The sequence below is a fragment of the uncultured Peptoniphilus sp. genome (genome assembly GCF_946998875.1).
In the GTDB taxonomy this organism is placed as follows: Bacteria; Bacillota; Clostridia; order Tissierellales; family Peptoniphilaceae; genus Peptoniphilus_A.
On record NZ_CAMQAY010000007.1, the window covers coordinates 1 to 17544 of the forward strand.

Annotated in this window: 17 protein-coding genes; 14 read left to right on the forward strand and 3 right to left on the reverse strand. The window is 30.2% G+C overall.

Translation table 11 applies throughout. The annotated features are described in order from the left end of the window. From Q0U74_RS03650 to Q0U74_RS03715, 14 genes are all read left to right on the forward strand, one after another. A partial coding sequence (locus tag Q0U74_RS03650; RefSeq protein ID WP_297392803.1) for a riboflavin kinase occupies nucleotides 1-110 on the forward strand: 110 nt, incomplete at its 5' end. Between the two features lie 113 nt (nucleotides 111-223). Continuing rightward, nucleotides 224-490, forward strand: a complete 267-nt coding sequence (rpsO, locus tag Q0U74_RS03655) for a 30S ribosomal protein S15 (RefSeq protein ID WP_075658746.1) — start codon at nucleotides 224-226, stop codon at nucleotides 488-490. Between the two features lie 43 nt (nucleotides 491-533). Then, nucleotides 534-2642: a polyribonucleotide nucleotidyltransferase gene (locus Q0U74_RS03660; RefSeq protein ID WP_297392745.1), complete on the forward strand. Its 2109-nt coding sequence runs from the start codon at nucleotides 534-536 to the stop codon at nucleotides 2640-2642. 56 nt (nucleotides 2643-2698) lie between these two features. Further along, nucleotides 2699-3130, forward strand: a complete 432-nt coding sequence (gene dut, locus Q0U74_RS03665; protein ID WP_297392746.1) for a dUTP diphosphatase — start codon at nucleotides 2699-2701, stop codon at nucleotides 3128-3130. Between the two features lie 38 nt (nucleotides 3131-3168). Next, nucleotides 3169-5553, forward strand: a complete 2385-nt coding sequence (locus tag Q0U74_RS03670) for a DNA translocase FtsK (RefSeq protein ID WP_297392747.1) — start codon at nucleotides 3169-3171, stop codon at nucleotides 5551-5553. Further along, nucleotides 5546-6862: a 30S ribosomal protein S12 methylthiotransferase RimO gene (gene rimO, locus Q0U74_RS03675; protein WP_297392748.1), complete on the forward strand. Its 1317-nt coding sequence runs from the start codon at nucleotides 5546-5548 to the stop codon at nucleotides 6860-6862. The genes Q0U74_RS03670 and rimO overlap by 8 nt, the downstream gene beginning before the upstream one ends. Further along, a complete protein-coding gene (pgsA, locus tag Q0U74_RS03680; protein WP_297392750.1) occupies nucleotides 6859-7392 on the forward strand; it encodes a CDP-diacylglycerol--glycerol-3-phosphate 3-phosphatidyltransferase in 534 nt (177 codons plus the stop codon). The genes rimO and pgsA overlap by 4 nt, the downstream gene beginning before the upstream one ends. Before the next feature lie 8 nt (nucleotides 7393-7400). Continuing rightward, nucleotides 7401-8636: a competence/damage-inducible protein A gene (locus Q0U74_RS03685; protein ID WP_297392751.1), complete on the forward strand. Its 1236-nt coding sequence runs from the start codon at nucleotides 7401-7403 to the stop codon at nucleotides 8634-8636. A 2-nt stretch (nucleotides 8637-8638) separates the two neighbouring features. Next, the gene (gene recA, locus Q0U74_RS03690; RefSeq protein WP_297392752.1) at nucleotides 8639-9706 is read left to right on the forward strand and encodes a recombinase RecA; all 1068 of its coding nucleotides are present in this window, start codon (nucleotides 8639-8641) and stop codon (nucleotides 9704-9706) included. Between the two features lie 11 nt (nucleotides 9707-9717). Beyond that, entirely contained in the window at nucleotides 9718-10695 is a 978-nt protein-coding gene (locus tag Q0U74_RS03695) for a metallophosphoesterase (RefSeq protein WP_297392754.1), read from the forward strand. Further along, nucleotides 10692-12143, forward strand: a complete 1452-nt coding sequence (locus Q0U74_RS03700; RefSeq protein ID WP_297392755.1) for an AAA family ATPase — start codon at nucleotides 10692-10694, stop codon at nucleotides 12141-12143. The genes Q0U74_RS03695 and Q0U74_RS03700 overlap by 4 nt, the downstream gene beginning before the upstream one ends. Beyond that, complete coding sequence (locus tag Q0U74_RS03705) at nucleotides 12144-12377, forward strand: hypothetical protein (protein WP_070610795.1); 234 nt, start codon at nucleotides 12144-12146, stop codon at nucleotides 12375-12377. Nucleotides 12378-12382: 5 nt separating this feature from the next. Further along, nucleotides 12383-13033, forward strand: coding sequence for an ATPase (locus Q0U74_RS03710; protein WP_297392756.1), 651 nt, complete (start codon nucleotides 12383-12385; stop codon nucleotides 13031-13033). Nucleotides 13034-13131: 98 nt separating this feature from the next. Further along, a complete protein-coding gene (locus tag Q0U74_RS03715) occupies nucleotides 13132-13449 on the forward strand; it encodes a YerC/YecD family TrpR-related protein (RefSeq protein WP_019124432.1) in 318 nt (105 codons plus the stop codon). Between the two features lie 18 nt (nucleotides 13450-13467). On the opposite strand, the gene Q0U74_RS03720 is transcribed toward Q0U74_RS03715, so the two are convergent. The 3 genes from Q0U74_RS03720 to Q0U74_RS03730 form a co-directional block, all read right to left on the reverse strand. Then, nucleotides 13468-15183: an NFACT family protein gene (locus Q0U74_RS03720; protein WP_297392757.1), complete on the reverse strand. Its 1716-nt coding sequence runs from the start codon at nucleotides 15181-15183 to the stop codon at nucleotides 13468-13470. 705 nt (nucleotides 15184-15888) lie between these two features. Beyond that, nucleotides 15889-16521, reverse strand: a complete 633-nt coding sequence (locus Q0U74_RS03725; protein ID WP_297392758.1) for a copper amine oxidase N-terminal domain-containing protein — start codon at nucleotides 16519-16521, stop codon at nucleotides 15889-15891. A gap of 30 nt (nucleotides 16522-16551) precedes the next feature. Next, entirely contained in the window at nucleotides 16552-17517 is a 966-nt protein-coding gene (locus tag Q0U74_RS03730) for a tyrosine recombinase XerC (RefSeq protein ID WP_297392759.1), read from the reverse strand. Between the last annotated feature and the right edge of the window lie 27 nt (nucleotides 17518-17544).

A 17544-nucleotide genomic window follows, 5' to 3' on the forward strand; every position in this document is an offset into this window, starting at 1 on the left:
TTGTAGAGCTTGAACTTTTAGATTTTGTTAGACCTGAATTAAAGTTTAATAGTCTAGAAGAATTATTTAAACAAATTGCAAAAGATGTTTTAGTTACAAGAAATAGATAACTTTACATTTGTTGCATTTCGTGGTAATATATAAAAGGTTAAATAGCTATTCACAGTTGGTCGCTCCTCGACGCCTACTTTGATTAGCTGTATTAAAAATTTAGGAGGAAAATATGTTAGAACCAAATATTAAAAAAATTATTATTGACGAATTTAAAACTCACGAAGGTGACACAGGTTCACCAGAAGTACAAATTGCAATTCTTACTAGAAGAATTAACGATTTAAACGAACACTTAAGAATTCACAAGAAAGACCACCACTCAAGAAGAGGACTTCTTAAAATGGTTGGTAAGAGAAGAAACTTATTAAGATATTTAAAAAATAGTGATATAGAAAGATATCGTACACTTATTAAAAAACTACAAATAAGAGGATAATAGGAGCGGTAATTCCGCTCTTTCTTATTAGAAGGAGGAAATAATGGAAAAAACTTATACTATGGATCTTGCAGGTTCCCAGTTAAAAGTTACAATTGGAAAAGTTGCAGAACAAGCTAATGGAGCTTGTTTAGTACAATATGGAGATACTGTTGTCCTAGTAACAGCTACAGCTTCATCTAAACCAAGAGAGGGAATCGACTTTTTTCCTCTAAGTGTTGATTACGAAGAAAAGATGTATGCTGTTGGAAAAATTCCTGGTGGATTTATTAAAAGGGAAGGTAGACCAAGCGAAAAAGCTACACTTTCTGCTAGATTAATCGACAGACCTCTTAGACCTCTTTTCCCTGAAGGATATAGAAATGATGTGCAAATAGTTGCAACTGTTTTATGTGTTGACCAAGATCATTCACCAGAAATTGTTGCCATGATTGGTTCTTCTATTGCTCTTTCTATTTCTGATATTCCTTTTGATGGACCTACTGGTTCAGTTGAAGTAGGATTTATTGATGGAAAATATATTATAAATCCTAATGAAGAAGAGAGAAACAATTCTAGAATTAATTTATCACTTGCTGGAACTGAATCTGCCATTATGATGGTTGAAGCAGGAGCACAAGAAGTAAGTGAAAAAGAAATGCTTGAAGCAATTTTACAAGGACATGAAGTTATCAAAGAAATTTGTAAATTTATCAATGAAATAACTTCAGAAGTTGGAAAAGAAAAGGCAGCTTATGAAGTATTCAAAGCTGACGAAGAAATTGTTTCTAAAGTTAAAGAATATGGCAAAGACTTATTAGTTGATGCAATTAGACAAAAAGATAAAATTGTAAGAGTTGAAAAAACAGAAGCAGCAAAAGAAGAAATTAGAGAACATTTTAAAGACCTAATGGAAGAAAACGCAAAAGACGTTGAAGCTGCCTTAGAAGAAATAGAAGTAACTGAAGTTAGACGTGGCATTCTTGAAGATGAAAGAAGACCCGACGATAGAAAACTTACTGAAATTAGACCTCTTTCTTCTGAAGTAGGAGTTCTTCCAAGAACTCATGGTTCAGGACTATTCACTAGAGGACAAACTCAAGTACTTTCTATTGCAACTCTTGGAGCAATTTCAGAAGAACAAGTAATTGATGGACTTGGAGATGACAAGCCAAAGAGATATATTCACCACTACAATTTCCCGGGATTTTGTGTAGGAGATACTAAACCTTCAAGATCACCAGGAAGACGTGAAATAGGCCATGGTGCTTTAGCTGAAAGAGCACTTATTCCAGTAATACCTGATAGTGAAACTTTCCCATACACAATTAGAGTTGTATCTGAAGTATTATCCTCTAATGGATCATCTTCACAAGCATCTATTTGTGGATCTACTCTTGCATTAATGGATGCAGGTGTTCCAATTAAGGCACCAGTAGCTGGTATTGCTATGGGTCTTATTGAAGAAAATGGTGTTATAAAAATTTTAACTGACATTCAAGGTCTTGAAGACCACTTTGGTGATATGGACTTTAAAGTAGCTGGTACTCGTGAGGGCATCACTGCTATTCAAATGGATATTAAAGTAGAAGGAATAAAAAAAGAAATCCTTGAAGTTGCTCTTGAAAGAGCGAAGGTTGCAAGATTTGAAATACTTGACCACCTAGCAACAACTATTGAAAAACCAAGAGCAGAACTTTCTAAGTACGCTCCAATAATCCATATGATTTCTATTGACCCTGAAAGAATTGGTGAAGTAATTGGTGCTGGCGGAAAGATAATTAATAAAATTATTGAACAAACTGGCGTTAAGATCGACATCGATGATGACGGAAGAATTTCTATTCTTTCAGAAAGTGATGAAAGAGCTAAAGAAGCAATTGCTATTATCGAAGATATAGTAAAAGAAATCGAAGTTGGAGAAGTTTACACTGGTAAAGTTAAGAAAATTGTTAAATTTGGTGCCTTTGTTGAACTTAAAAAGGGAACTGAAGGACTTCTTCATATTTCAGAAATTGCTCACGAAAGAACAAATAGCGTTGATGATGTTCTAAAAGTTGGCGATGCAGTAGAAGTTAAAGTTATTGATATTTCAGATGATACTGGTAAAATTTCACTTTCAAGAAAAGCTCTATTAAAGAGAGAAGATAATAAGAAAGAACAAGATAAGTAAATAAAATTTTAGTCGCATTAAGATTTATTTTAATGCGATTTTTTAAAGGGGAATTTATGAAATTAAAAATTATTAATAAAAGCAAGCATCAACTTCCTAAATATGAAACAGAAGGATCATCAGGAATGGATCTTAGAGCTAATCTTGATGAAGATTTAGTTTTAAAATCACTTGATAGAGTGTTAGTTCCAACTGGATTATTTTTAGAATTTGACAAGGGCTATGAAGCGCAAGTTAGAGCTAGATCTGGTCTTGCATTAAAAAAAGGTCTAGGTCTACCTAATGGAATAGGAACAATTGATTCTGATTATAGGGGAGAGTTAAAAGTAATTCTTATAAACATGAGCAAGGATGAAGTTGTCATTAAAGATGGAGAAAGAATTGCGCAAATTGTTTTTATGAAAATAGAAACTCCAGAAATTGTTGAAGTTGAAGAGATTAGTGAAACTGAAAGAAGCGATGGAGGCTTTGGTCACACTGGTCTTTAAGACAACAAATTGTTATAATATTATTGAGGTGCTATCTCTTGATAAAAAATAAAAAAAACAATAAAAAAAATTCAAATAAAAAAAATGTTAGCAAAAGAAGAAGGACAAGTTCTGAAACATCTTCTGGCAAAGAAATAATTGGTCTATTTTTAATTGTAATAGGCATAGTCTTTTTTATTTCTCTTTACAGTCAGAGAATGGGAATAATTGGCACATTAATTTATAAATTATTTTCTGTTATTTCAGGCTCAGGTAACTTTATAATTCCACTTCTACTTATTTTTTGGGGAATTCTATATAATATTCAAGCTACGAAATTTCACATGAGAAGATATATAATCTGCTCTCTTGTAATATTTTTCTGTATTTTAGTTTTCCTTGATGGATCTAAGGAAATGGACATGACTTTAATCGAAAGAATTATTAAGTCAACAGAGTATATGGATATCACAAGAAGTGGTGGTATAATTGGTGCAATCTTTGGATTTTTCTCTTATAAACTTTTAGGCTCTCTTGGAACTTACTTAGTTCTTGGACTAATAATACTGGCATCAATTTATTTCATGCTTAAAGTTAATATTGACCAAATAATTATGTTTTCTGAAGATCTTGGCGAATATTTTGAAGACAAAAAGAAGACCTATGAAGTAAAGAAAGCTGAAAGAAAACTAAAGCAAGATGAGAAAGAAAAGAAGAAAATTGAAAGAGAAAATCTAAAGAAAGAAAAATTAGAGTTAAAAAGAGCTAAAGAAGAAAAGCCAGATTCAATTGAAACTGAAGATTTTGGAGAAAATTTAGTTATAAAAGATTATTCTTGTGATAATACTTTTGAAAACCTTGAAGAAGAAAAGTCTGAAGAAATTAATCTTATTGAAAACAATGATAAGGCAGTAGATAAAAACGTTGAAGATTTTGAAGTAGAAAATGATGACGATGTTCTTAATACAATAAAAGATGATATTGAAAACAAAAATAGAGAAGAATTCATCTACACTTATCCAGATATTGCTCTTTTAGATAGACTTAAATCAAAGAGAGGCTTTTCCAAAGATGAAGTAATAGAAAAGGGAAGAATCATAGAAAACACTATGAGAAACTTTGGAATTGAGTCTAAAGTTGTTGCCATAAATCGCGGACCTGTTATTACTTCCTATGAGCTAAAACCAGCTCCTGGCATAAAATTATCCAGAATTGTTGGACTTAGTGACAATATTGCCATGGCTCTAGCCAGTTCGGATCTTCGTATTGAAGCTCCGATACCTGGCAAAACTGTTGTGGGAATTGAAGTTCCAAACAGTGAAAAAGATGCAGTTGGACTTAAAGAGTTAATTGATTCCAATGAATTTAAAACTATTAATTCTGATATTCCGTTAGCTCTTGGCAAAGATGTTGAGGGAAATATTTTAATTTCTGGCATGGAGGATATGCCTCATCTACTTATAGCAGGAGCAACGGGCTCTGGTAAATCAGTTTGCATTAATTCAATAATTACTAGTGTAATTTATAAGTCCTCACCAAAGGATGTAAAGTTAATGTTAATTGATCCTAAGGTAGTTGAGCTTAGCGTTTATAATGGCATACCACACCTTTTAATTGATGTAGTAACAAATCCTAAGAAGGCAGCTTTTGCACTTAATTGGGCTGTTGATGAAATGGAAAAAAGATACCTTGCCTTTGCTGAAAATCATGTTAGAGATCTTAAGGGCTACAATAAAAAGATGGTAGAAGAGGGAAGGGAAGATGAAAAACTTCCTAAGATTTTAATTATTGTTGATGAGCTTGCAGACCTTATGATGGTTGCATCAAAGGAAATCGAAGAATATATTGCAAGACTTGCACAAAAGGCAAGAGCAGCTGGAATGCACTTAATCCTAGCAACGCAAAGGCCTTCTGTTGATGTTATTACTGGAACTATTAAGGCCAACATACCTTCAAGAATTGCTTTCGCTGTAGCATCCTCTGTGGACTCAAGGACGATTCTTGACATGGGTGGAGCGGAAAAACTTCTTGGCAAGGGCGACATGTTATTTTATCCAAGCAAATATCCAAAACCAAAGAGGATACAAGGTGCACTAATTAGTGACGGCGAAGTGGAAAGAGTAGTTGACTTTGTAAAAAATAATAACGAAATAAAAACTAGCCTTGAATCAAAAATAGAAAAGGCTATAGAAGACAAAAAAATAAAAGTTGATGACGAAAAGGATCCGCTTTTTAAAGAAGCAGTTGAACTTGTAGTTAATGATGAACAAGCTTCAATTTCTTATATTCAGAGAAAATTAAAGGTTGGTTATTCAAGAGCTGGAAGAATCGTAGATCAAATGGAAGAAATGGGCATCATTGGACCTCATGAAGGGTCTAAGCCTAGAAAACTTTTAAAGACCAAGGAAGAAATAGATATAATTTTAGGTGATGAAGATGAATAATGTGCATATAGTTACCTTGGGTTGCTCAAAAAATGAAGTCGACTCATCTATGATGTACTCACTTTTAAATAAAGATAGATACAAAATGGTTGAGGATGCAAGTGATGCCGATATTTTAATTGTAAACACTTGTGGATTTATTGATGCAGCCAAGGAAGAGTCGATTGACACAATTTTAGAGTCAGTTGAATATAAGAATGAGGGAAGATGCAAAAAAGTTCTTCTATCAGGATGCCTAGCCCAAAGATATCCTGAAGAACTTCTAAAGGAAATCCCAGAAATTGATGGGATTATTGGCACAGGAAATATAAATTATATAAACGAGCTCTTAGACAGAAGTATGGCTGGAGATTTATTTGTAAAGACTGACAATTTAAACTCAGCTTATATTGAAGGTATAAAAAAGGAAGAGGTTAAAAAAACTGAATTTGTGAAAATTTCAGAAGGCTGTAATAACAACTGCTCTTACTGCATTATTCCATCACTTCGTGGCAAAAACAGATCTAGAAAAATTGAAGATATATATTCTGAAGTCCAATACCTAGTAAGTAAAGGTGCAAGAGAAATTATTTTAATAGCACAAAATACTACTGATTATGGAATAGATTTATACTCAAAATATTCTTTGGCAAAGTTAATTAAAGAAATCTCCAAAATAGAAGATTTAAAGTGGATTCGCGTTTTATATTTATATCCTGACCATTTTACTGATGAATTAATAGAAGAATTTAGAGATAATGATAAACTAGTAAAATATGTTGATATGCCTCTTCAACACATTTCTGACAATGTTTTAAAAAGTATGAACAGAAAAACCAGCAAAGACCATATTATAAAGACTCTTAGAAATTTACGCAAAGCCATTCCAGAAATTGTAATTAGAACAACTTTTATAGTTGGTTTTCCTGGAGAAAATGATGAAGACTTTAAAGATCTTGTGGACTTTATAGAAGATATTAAATTCGACAAGCTTGGAGTTTTCGAGTACTCTAGAGAAGAGGGAACAAAGGCAAATCTTTTAGATAATCAAATAGCTGATGAAGTTAAGAAGAGACGAAAAGATGAAATTATGGAAATTCAAAGCGATATTTCTAATGAAATCCTTTCAAAAAATTTAGATAAAACTTTAGAAGTGTTAATAGAAGAAAAAATTGACGAAAATAATTATGTGGGAAGAACTTACATGGATGCTCCTGAAATTGATGGAGTGACCTATGTTGAGTCCAATAAAAATTTAGAAGTAGGAGATTTTGTTAAAGTTAAAGTCATTGATACTTTAGATTATGATTTAGTAGGTGAAGCTATATGAATACTCCAAATAAATTGACTCTTATGAGAACTTTAATGGTTCCCATCTTTGTCCTATGCATGTATTTAGATTTTAATAATTCAAGAATAATTGCAACTATTATATTTGCCATTGCTTCTTTTACAGATTTTTTAGACGGTTATCTTGCAAGAAGAGATAATTTAGTTACTAATTTTGGAAAATTTGCTGATCCTCTTGCTGATAAAATTTTAGTATGCTCAGCTATGATTATGCTAGTTAGCACTGGAGAAATGCCAGCTTGGGCTGTAATTATTATAATTGCAAGAGAATTTACTATTACTGGATTTAGAATTATTGCAGCTTCTGAAAATATCACAATTGCAGCTAGTCCTCTTGGAAAATTTAAAACTGTTACACAGTTAATATCAAATATTTTACTTTTAACAGGAATAGGAAGTCTTAGACCTATTGGCATGGGAATATTTTATTTAGCTGTAGTGTTCACTGTAATTTCAGGGGCAGATTATTTAATTAAAAATAAAAAAGTTCTTGATTTAGAAAATATTTAAGGAGAAATATGAAAGCTAGCATTTTGACAGTTGGAAAAGAAATCTTAATTGGCTCAATTACTAATACAAATTCGAAATACATTTCTGAAAAGTTAACTGACATGGGAATTGAAGTAAATAGGCAAGTTTCTGTAGACGATGACTTAGATGAAATAGTTAAGGAATTAGAATACTCTACAAAGTTCTCTGATTTAATTATTATAAGTGGTGGGCTTGGACCCACTAATGATGACATAACAAGAGATGCTGTGGCTAAGTTTTTAAACAGAAAAATTTATCTTGACCAAGCTGAAAAGGAAAAGATGATTGATAGGTTTACAAGACTTGGTAGGACCATGACTAACAATAATTTAAAGCAGGTTATGTTAATAGAAGGCTCAGAAAAGATTGAAAATAAGTGGGGAGTAGCCCTTGGCGAATCAATTGAATTTAAGGGAAAGAGAATAATTCTTCTTCCAGGGCCACCAAATGAGATGGAGCCTATGCTTGATTATTATTTTGCCAATAAATCCTTTACCGAGGAAAATATTATGGTAAAATCCATTGACATTATTGGTCTTGGAGAATCAGTAATTGAAGATAGAATTAGAAAGATGTCCTTTGACGATGATTCTGTGAGCATAAATACTTTTGCTCATGGAACTTATACTGAAGTAAAAATTATTGGTAAGAATACTAAAAAAGATGAACTACAATTTTCAATAGAAAAAGTTGTAAAGTCCTTATATGCCGAATTTAACACTCATGTCTATTCAGAAAATAATGATGATGTGGCTGAAGAAATTGTGAGAATTTTAAAAAAGAATAATTTAAAAATTTCCTTTGCCGAATCCATTACTGGTGGAATGCTTAGCTCTGCCATTACAGATATCAGTGGAGCATCAAAGGTCATGGAAACTTCCTTAGTCACTTACTCTAACGATTCAAAAAATAAAAATTTAAAGGTTTCTAAGAATACTTTAGATGAGTTTGGAGCAATTAGTGAAAATACAGCTTTTGAGATGGCAAAAGGCGTTAAGGAAAGATCTAATGCCAATATTGGAGTTTCTACAACTGGGGAAGCAGGACCTAATTCATCTGAAACTGAAGTGGGAAATGTCTTCACTTGTATTTATTTTTCAGATGAGAATTATTATAATAAGCATTATTTCTTTACAGGAGATAGAAATAAAATAAGAAGAAGCACTGTTAATAGAGTATTGTCTCAAATACTTTTTGTACTTAGAAAAAATTTTAAGGAGTAATTATGAAAGATAGTAAATTAAGCAAAGAAAAACAAGAAGCCCTTCACAATGTTTTGTCAAAAATTGAAAAACAATATGGAGAAGGCTCAGTAATGGTTTTAGGAGACGATGTTAAACTTGATATTGATTCAATTCCTACAGGCTCTCTTGCACTAGATATTGCTCTTGGAATTGGTGGAATACCTAAGGGTAGAATTATTGAAATTTATGGGCCTGAATCTTCAGGAAAGACTACATTAGCTCTTCATATGTTAGCTGAAGCTCAAAAAATTGGCGGCACAGGTGCCTTTGTAGACGCAGAACACGCTCTTGATCCGGGATATGCAAAAAATCTTGGCGTTGACATAGAAAACTTAATTATTTCTCAACCTGACACTGGTGAACAAGCTCTTGAAATAACAGAGGCTTTAGTTAGGTCTAATGCTGTGGATTTAATTATAATTGACTCAGTAGCAGCTCTTGTTCCAAAGGCAGAAATCGATGGGGAAATGGGTGCAGCTCAAATTGGTCTTCAAGCAAGACTAATGTCACAAGCTCTTAGAAAACTTACTGGTGCTATAAATAAATCTAAGTGTACCGTTGTTTTTATAAACCAACTTAGAGAAAAAGTTGGAATTATGTTTGGAAATCCTGAAACAACTACTGGCGGTAGAGCTCTTAAATTTTATTCTTCAGTAAGACTTGATATTAGAAGGTCAGAAATCATTAAAAAGGGCGACGAAATGATAGGCAATAGAGTTAGAGTTAAAGTTGTTAAAAATAAAATTGCTCCACCTTTTAAACAAGCTGAATTTGACATTATGTATGGAAAGGGAATTTCTAGCGTAGGAAATATTCTCGATGTAGCATCTGAAGCAGACATTGTAAAAAAATCAGGTGCTTGGTATTCCTATGGTGAAGAAAAACTAGGACAAGGTAGAGAAAATGCTAAGGAATTTTTAGAAGGAAATCCTGAACTTTTAAAGGAAATTGAACATAAAGTTAGACTTCACTATAATTTAATCCCAGAAGATGAAATTGAAGCTGAAAATACAGATGCTAAATCAGAAAACTTTTTAGAAGATAAATAGGTTGTGATTCTTTGAAATTACTCTATTTAACAGACACTCACATTAGAGGTACAAGCCCACAAAATAGACTTGATGATTACCAGGAGACTTTAAAGGAAAAATTAAGAGAGATAGCAAGTATTATTAAAGAAGAAAAAATTGACTATGTCCTTCACGGAGGAGACCTCTTTGATAGGCCGGATGTTTCTGTAAGCATAGTCTCTGATTTTGCAAAAATTTTCCAAAGCTTTGGAGTACCAATTTATATTATTAGTGGTAATCATGATATTTTTGGTCACAATCCTGATACTCTTGATAGAACTATGCTTGGTCTTCTTTGTAATTTAGGTGTCATGAACTTAGTCAATTACAAAAAAATCATTTTAGAAAAGGATATTAGGGTACAGCTTACTGGTTCTCCCTATGTATATTCCATGGATGAAGCTTCCAATAGGGAGAATTATATATTAGATGAAGTGGATAATACTTGCAAGTATTCAATCCACATGACTCATGGTTTTTTAATTGACAAGCCCTTTTTAAAAGAGGTTTCACATACTTTAATTGAGGACATAAGAAGTACTAAGGCTGATATAACTCTTGCAGGGCACTATCATTTTGGCTTTAAAACAGTTGAGCTTGACAATAAATACTTTGTAAATCCCGGTGCTTTAATAAGAATTTCAAATTCAAAAGCTGAAATCAATAGAAGGCCAAAGGTAAACATCATAACATTAGCTGATGAAATAAAAATTGAAGACAGATTTTTAAAATGCGCTAAGCCAGGTGAGGAAGTTTTAGATAGGTCTGAAATGGAAAGACATCAATTTAAAGGAATAAAGCTTGCTGAATTTAAGGAAAGTATTGATGCAACCACTAATTATAATAGTTTAGACATTTTTGATTTACTTTTAAAAATTTCTAAAAGTGAAAATATTTCTGAAGAAGTAAAAAAAGAAGCTTTAAAGAGAGTTGAAGAAGCTCAAATTAATGGAGCTAGTTATTTATGATTTATATAAAAAAAGTTGAACTTCATAATTTTCAATCTCATGAATACACAGAGATGGAATTTGACCGAGGACTAAATGTAATCCTTGGCAATTCTGATGTGGGAAAAACTGCAATTTTAAGGGCAATAAAGTGGGCTCTTTATAATGAACCTAAGGGAGATTATTTCATTAGACAAGGGGAGAAGGATGTCTCAGTAAAGGTAACTTTCTCCAATGGAGTTGTAGTTGAGAGAGCAAAAACTCCATCAAAAAATTCATACTTTCTTGTAGATTCTTCAGGAAATGAAATGAGATTTGAAGGCTTTGGCATAGATGTGCCAAAGGAAATCACCGATGTCACTAATATGTATAAGGTTTCCTTAGACAATTCAAACAACAAAACTATTTTAAATATAGCTGAACAATTAGATGGCCCTTTTCTATTAAATGAGCAGGCATCACTTAGGGCTTCTGCTATTGGAAGATTAATTGGCGTTAATTATGTAGATGATGCCCTTAGAAATGTAGTTAGAGATAATAAAAGAACTAACCAAGAAATTGTTGAATTGAGAAAAAATAAGGAGGATCTTAAAGAGCAATTAGATGAATTTTCTTATATCAAAGATTATAAAGAAAAGTACGAAAAAATTACAAAAATAAGAAATAAAATAAAAAATTTACAAGATAGGCTTGAATTATCTTCAAAACTAAAAGAAAATCTCGATAAAAATAAAATTGAGCTAGAAGAAACTTCTAATTTAGTTGAAAAATTTAAAAGTTTAAATAAACTAGAGATATTAATTCCAAATTTAGAAAATTTTATTCTAAAGAAAAATAATTTTGAAAATTATTTAAATAAAGTCGTAAAAACTGATAGTGAGATTGATTTAATTAATAATAATTTGAATAAACTTAAATCTTTAGATAACTTGTCTTTAAGGGTTTCAAAAATTAGTGAAAATAAAAATTCTTTATCTATTTACGAAAATTTATACGATAAATACAAGAAAAATATTAGAGAACTTTCAGAAGTCAATAATGCTTTAAAAAATTATAAAAATAATGATGAAATTCAAAAAATTTCTGAAATTTTAAAAAATAAAATGGATTTTTATTCAAAAATTTATGGATACAGAGCTGATTTAAATAATATCAATTCTAAGCTTATTTTAGGTAATAATTACATAAAAAATTTTGACAATAATGAAAAAATTGATTTTATTTCAAAAAATATTGAAGATAAATCAAATTATCTAATAAAACTAAAGGATATTAAGGAAAATTTTAAGGATTTATCTCTTAAAATTCTTGAAACAAATAATGAATTAAAAAATTTAGATGAAAATATGAGGGATTGCACGTCATCTTATGAAAGGACAATTATCGATATGGGTGTATGTCCTTTCTGTTACAGTAAAATCGACGACGAGTCAATTGAACACATTAAGTACCACTTGAGGAATGATTAAATGAATTACGAAGAAAATTTAAAAAATTTAAAGGATCAATTAGACAGATTAAAAAGTATGAAATATAAATCTGAAGCAAGACTAGAACAGTTAAACTCGCAAAAAAAAGAAATTCTTGCTGAAATTGAAAAGCTTGGCATTAAGCCAGAAGACCTTGAAAGTGAAATTTCTAATTTAAAAAATGAAATTGACAAACTTTTTGACGAAGCCAACAATTTAATGCCTAGGTTGTGATATTTTTGGATTTAAAAGAACTTGATTTCAAATTAAATCAACTTAATAACAAAATCTTAAGCGATGAGGGAAAAATAGAAATATTATCAGAGCAATTCGAAAAAACAGAAAAAGTTTTAAGGGAGAGGAAAAACTACAGCGATATTCTCACACAAGTTTCTCTCTTATTTCAAAAGACTTCTGAATTTGCTAGAGAGCAATCAAAAAGGCAAATTGAGGATACTGTGACAAAATGTCTGCAATTTATTTTTGAAACTGATATCGAATTTTTAATTGAACTTTCAGAAGCAAGATCTGTTCCTATAGCTGAATTTTTTGTGCAAAGCAATTACCCTGAAGGATATAGCGTAAAAACTAAGCCTGAAATCTCAAGAGGTGGTGGGGTAGTTGATATTATTTCCCTTGCACTTCGCATTGCCTTTTTGCAGTTAAATCAGCCAAAATTATCTGGACCACTAATACTGGATGAACCAGGAAAACATGTAAGCAACGATTATGTTTTTAATTTGGGAGAATTTCTTAAAAGATCCTCAAACTTATTTGACAGGCAGATAATTATGGTCACTCACAATCCTTATCTATCTCAAATTTGTGACAAAGCTTTCCAAGTGAAAAATAAGAGGGGAATAAGCGAAGTAAGTGTATACAATCAGTAATTTTTTCTTGACTTTAGCAAGCAAAATTGTTAATATATTAGTGAAAATATGAATTGTTCATATATTACACTACATTACTTGAAAGTCAGGAGGATAAAATGATTTACGACTCAAAAATAAAGAGCAAAGAAGTAGATGGTTTATTTGAAGCTATTTTGCTTTTGGAAAATTTAGAGGAATGTTATAGATTCTTTGAAGATATTTGCACAGTAAAGGAATTGCAAGCAATAGCTCAAAGATTACAAGTTGTTAAATTACTTGTAAAAAATAAAACTTATCATCAAATTGAAGGTGAAACTGGAGCTTCAACAGCAACTATATCAAGAATTAATAGATCTCTAAATTACGGAGCTGATGGCTATAAATTAGTTTTAACTAGATTAAATATTATAGATGAAGACGAAGAAAAAGAATAAGGGAAACCTTATTCTTTTTTAAATGTTTATATTTATTGTTTTGTAATTAGTGTAAGTCACTAGTCCTGGCTTCTTTGCAGGATGCCTCTTTACATACATTTTAAAGGTATAGTCAACTGGGATGTTTTGTGACTTTGAAAGAGAGCTATATTTAGCAGCAAGTTTTGCAGCCGTTATAAGAGAATTATTTGTAAAATCTCGGTTGTCATTTTTTAAGATTACATGAGATCCTGGTGCGTCCTTAACATGAAACCAGAGGTCATTTTTTTTCGCCTTTTTATGCGTCAAGTAGTCGTTTTGTTTATTATTTTTACCCACAAAAATATCAAAGCCATCTTCAGTTTTTACTGTAATATAATTTTCATCAGAATCTTTTTTCTTTTTATTATTTTTCTTTTTCTTCTTTAAGTATCCTTCTTTTTCCAATTCTTCATAGATTTCATCAATTTCATCTGGCCTTTCAGCAAAGTCTATATTAAGTAAAATTGATTCTAAATAAGAAATTTCTGATTTGCCAATTTCAATTTGTTCAGTCAAAAATGTTGCCGCATTTTTTAGTTTGGAGTACTTTTTATAATATTTAGCAGCATTAGATGGTCCATCTAAAGTTGAATCTAGTGGAATTTTTATTTCCTCCATATTATTATAGAAATTTTCAACAGTAACTGAATCAGCACCTTTTTCAATTATATAAAAGTTAGAAGATATTAAATCTGCATAAACCTTAAATTTCTCTCTATTTAAAGCTACATTTAATTCATTTGCTTGGTTTGAAAGTTTTCTGTTTAGTTTTTCTATATTTTTCTTTACAAGTTTTTTTAAATCTTTACTCTTTGAACCAAGACTATCTCTTAAAAATTTAGAATTATAGAACTCTTCAAGTAGGGAAGAGATGCTTTCAACCTTTATTTTTTCCTTATCATTTAAGCTTTCCAAATCAATAGAATAGAAGTCTTTAAATAAATCTTCTCTATAAATTTTTATTGGACTAAAATTATTTTCTTTAACAATTTCAAAAATTTCAAAAAATATTTTATCAAGCTCTATAATCTCTTCGTCACTTAAGGATGATAGGTTTCTCTTAAAGTCAATATTAGACCTATATTCAATTTCGCTACACATCTGCGGACTTATGCCAGTAAAATTTTTTAAGAAAAAAGATTTTATATTTAAATTTTCCTTTGAATTTTTAATCAAATCACAAATAGAATCAACTTTACAAGGATCAAATCCTTCTGAAATATCTTCAGGATTATAAGTTAAGCCTGGCAAAATTTCTCTCACGCTTGATAAATTAAAATTAATTCTCTTTAATGAGTCAATAATTTTCTTTGAATCATCGTCAATAAGTATTACATTAGAATGTTTGCCCATAAGCTCAATTATAAGAGCCTTCTTGCTATATTCGCCAAGCTCATCGCGAGATTTAACAAGAATTTTTATAATCCTATCCATTTTGTATTGACTTACTTCAAGAATCTGATTGTTCTCAAGATGTTTTCTTAAAAGCATGCAAAATGCTGGAGGATTTTGCGGGCTGTCGAAGATTTCATCACTAAAATACATTCTAGGGCTTCCAGAAATGGATATAAAGAGTCTTTCTCTTTGACCTTTAGCTCTTATATTAATCAAAAGATCATTGTTATTTTGGTAAATTTTGTCTATTCTACCATCAATAACGCGATTATTTATTTCATAAACTAAGTTTTTTACTACTGTTCCGTCTAATGACATTTTATCACCTGAAAATAATTATAACATATTTTATGATATTATATGAGGGAGGATAATTGTAGATTTTTTATGTTAAGTAAATATTTGTTCAGAACATTTGTATGGTTTAATTTGATGTGAATTTTAAAAAATTAATTAAAAATTTGAAAGAAATAAGAATTATTGGAAATATTGGACAGTATATAGAACTAAAAAAACAATTAAATATAAAAATTAAAATTATTAATATAAGTTAAGATTTTAGCTTGAAGTAATTAATTAGTCTAATAAGGATAATATAAGATAAATTTAATATTAAAAGATATTTAAAATAATAACATTCTGTGTGAATAATTAAATTAAAAATAATTGGAGCAATATAAACATTAAAATAATTATGAAAAAAATAATAAAACTTAAAATAAAAAATAATGAGTAAAAAAATATTTTTTGTTTTAAGCTTAATTTAAATAGTTTAACAATTATTGATTTATTGCCAGAAAGTGACTATTTATAAAATAACTTATTTTAAGCTAATTTAAATTATAAGCATAAAAATAGTCACAAAATTATTATTTTGTGACTATTTTTGTTCCTCTTAATTAAGATATTTTCCAATACCCTATCATCCTAATAAAATTTTTAATAGAGGAAATTGAAATTATAAAGATTTAAACAAATTAACTTTGCCTTTAAATTTAAAGTATCAAATAAATCAACTAAAAATTATTGAAATATAGAATTAGATTCTCTTCCTTCTTGAATTTTTTCAGCTGGGTTTCTTAATTCATCAATATTTTTATCGGCAGCCTTATCTTTTTTAATTTCTGCTTCCTTATTATCTTCTTCATAATTATATCTCTTACCCTTAGTTTTAAAATTACCTGAAATATAAACTGAATCATTTTTCCAATCAACATTAAGACCCAAAGTTTCAGAAATAAATCTTATAGGCACATAAGTCCTTCCATCATATAAAATTGCTGGAGAATCCAAGTTTACAACTGAATCCTCTCCTGCCAAGTTTAACTTAGCTTTAGTTGAGTTGATATCAAGTTCTACAAGGACATCTATAGCTCCAATTAAAATTCCACTAGTATTAGTTTCCTTTCTTTGATAAAAATTGATTTGAGCGCCTAAATTTTCAGATATATATCTAATAGGCACCATTACCCTATTAGTATTTTTATCAAGATATGCCCTTCCCATATTTTCTGGTATGCTTTGAAGATTATTGTTAATATAAATATTTACATTTTTATCAAGAGCATCCTTTGGCAATTTTCCAGCTGCAAAAACAGATGTACTTAAAACCATAGACATTATTCCTACAATTGCAAGTTTTTTAAATTTTTTCATAATTTCTCCTTTATATAAGTATTTTAAATATTAATCCTCTTCTTTTATTTTTGCAAGAGGATTTGATTCTACCATCTTTTTTAGAGATTTTTTATTTACGTGAGTATAAATTTCTGTAGTATTGACAGATTCATGCCCTAATATCTCTTGTAAAGACCTTATGTCAGCATTTCCATATTGATAAAGCAGTGTTGCTGCTGTATGTCTAAGTTTATGAACAGAGTATTTGTTTGTATCAAGTCCAGAGTTTTTCATGTGTTTTTCAATCATGTGTTGAATTGACCTGTTGCTCATTCTCTGCTCTCTCATGGACAAGAATAAGGCGTCATCTTTTATTTGAGGGCGAAGCTTTAAATATTCATTGACAGCATATACAGAAGCCTCGTTTAGATAGATAGTTCTCTCTTTATTGCCCTTGCCAATTACCTTTAGTGTATTGTCATCTTGTAAATGAGAAATGTTTATACCAGCAAGCTCTGAAAGCCTCATGCCACAGTTTAAAAATAAGGTTACAATAGCATAATCTCTTTTTTTATAAACTGGTTTCATTTTTGCCTTCTCAATTGTCTTTAAAAGGTTTAAACTTTGGTCCAAAGTTAGATATACAGGAAGAGTTTTTTCAACTTTAGGCATATCTATATCAATAATTGGGTTTTTCTTAATTACTTCAATTTTAGCATATAAATAATTATAAAAGCTCCTAACTGATGAAATTTTTCTAAATTTAGATCTATTGGAAATCTTTCTTTCTCTCTCTAAAAAAGCATTATAGGCATATATATCTTGTTTAGTAACATTTTCTAGCACTTCTGGACTTATATCTTCAATGGCAATGTCATTAAAATCAATGGAATCATCCACAAAGTTTTTTCTTCTTTTTATAAATCTAACAAAGACTCTTAAATCGTAGTAATATTCTTTAACTGTATTATCAGAAGATCCCTTAGTAGACTTCATATAATCTAAAAAATCATCAACTAAATTTGAACTTATCAATCTATCACCTCCATAAAAATAAAAACC

Excerpts from the sequence above, each read along its gene's own strand:
- rpsO (WP_075658746.1), top strand. The coding sequence starts at position 224 with ATGTTAGAACCAAATATTAAAAAAATTATTATTGACGAATTTAAAACT.
- Q0U74_RS03660 (WP_297392745.1), top strand. The coding sequence starts at position 534 with ATGGAAAAAACTTATACTATGGATCTTGCAGGTTCCCAGTTAAAAGTT.
- dut (WP_297392746.1), top strand. The coding sequence starts at position 2,699 with ATGAAATTAAAAATTATTAATAAAAGCAAGCATCAACTTCCTAAATAT.
- rimO (WP_297392748.1), top strand. The coding sequence starts at position 5,546 with ATGAATAATGTGCATATAGTTACCTTGGGTTGCTCAAAAAATGAAGTC.
- pgsA (WP_297392750.1), top strand. The coding sequence starts at position 6,859 with ATGAATACTCCAAATAAATTGACTCTTATGAGAACTTTAATGGTTCCC.
- Q0U74_RS03685 (WP_297392751.1), top strand. The coding sequence starts at position 7,401 with ATGAAAGCTAGCATTTTGACAGTTGGAAAAGAAATCTTAATTGGCTCA.
- recA (WP_297392752.1), top strand. The coding sequence starts at position 8,639 with ATGAAAGATAGTAAATTAAGCAAAGAAAAACAAGAAGCCCTTCACAAT.
- Q0U74_RS03700 (WP_297392755.1), top strand. The coding sequence starts at position 10,692 with ATGATTTATATAAAAAAAGTTGAACTTCATAATTTTCAATCTCATGAA.
- Q0U74_RS03705 (WP_070610795.1), top strand. The coding sequence starts at position 12,144 with ATGAATTACGAAGAAAATTTAAAAAATTTAAAGGATCAATTAGACAGA.
- Q0U74_RS03715 (WP_019124432.1), top strand. The coding sequence starts at position 13,132 with ATGATTTACGACTCAAAAATAAAGAGCAAAGAAGTAGATGGTTTATTT.
- Q0U74_RS03720 (WP_297392757.1), bottom strand. The coding sequence starts at position 15,183 with ATGTCATTAGACGGAACAGTAGTAAAAAACTTAGTTTATGAAATAAAT.
- Q0U74_RS03725 (WP_297392758.1), bottom strand. The coding sequence starts at position 16,521 with ATGAAAAAATTTAAAAAACTTGCAATTGTAGGAATAATGTCTATGGTT.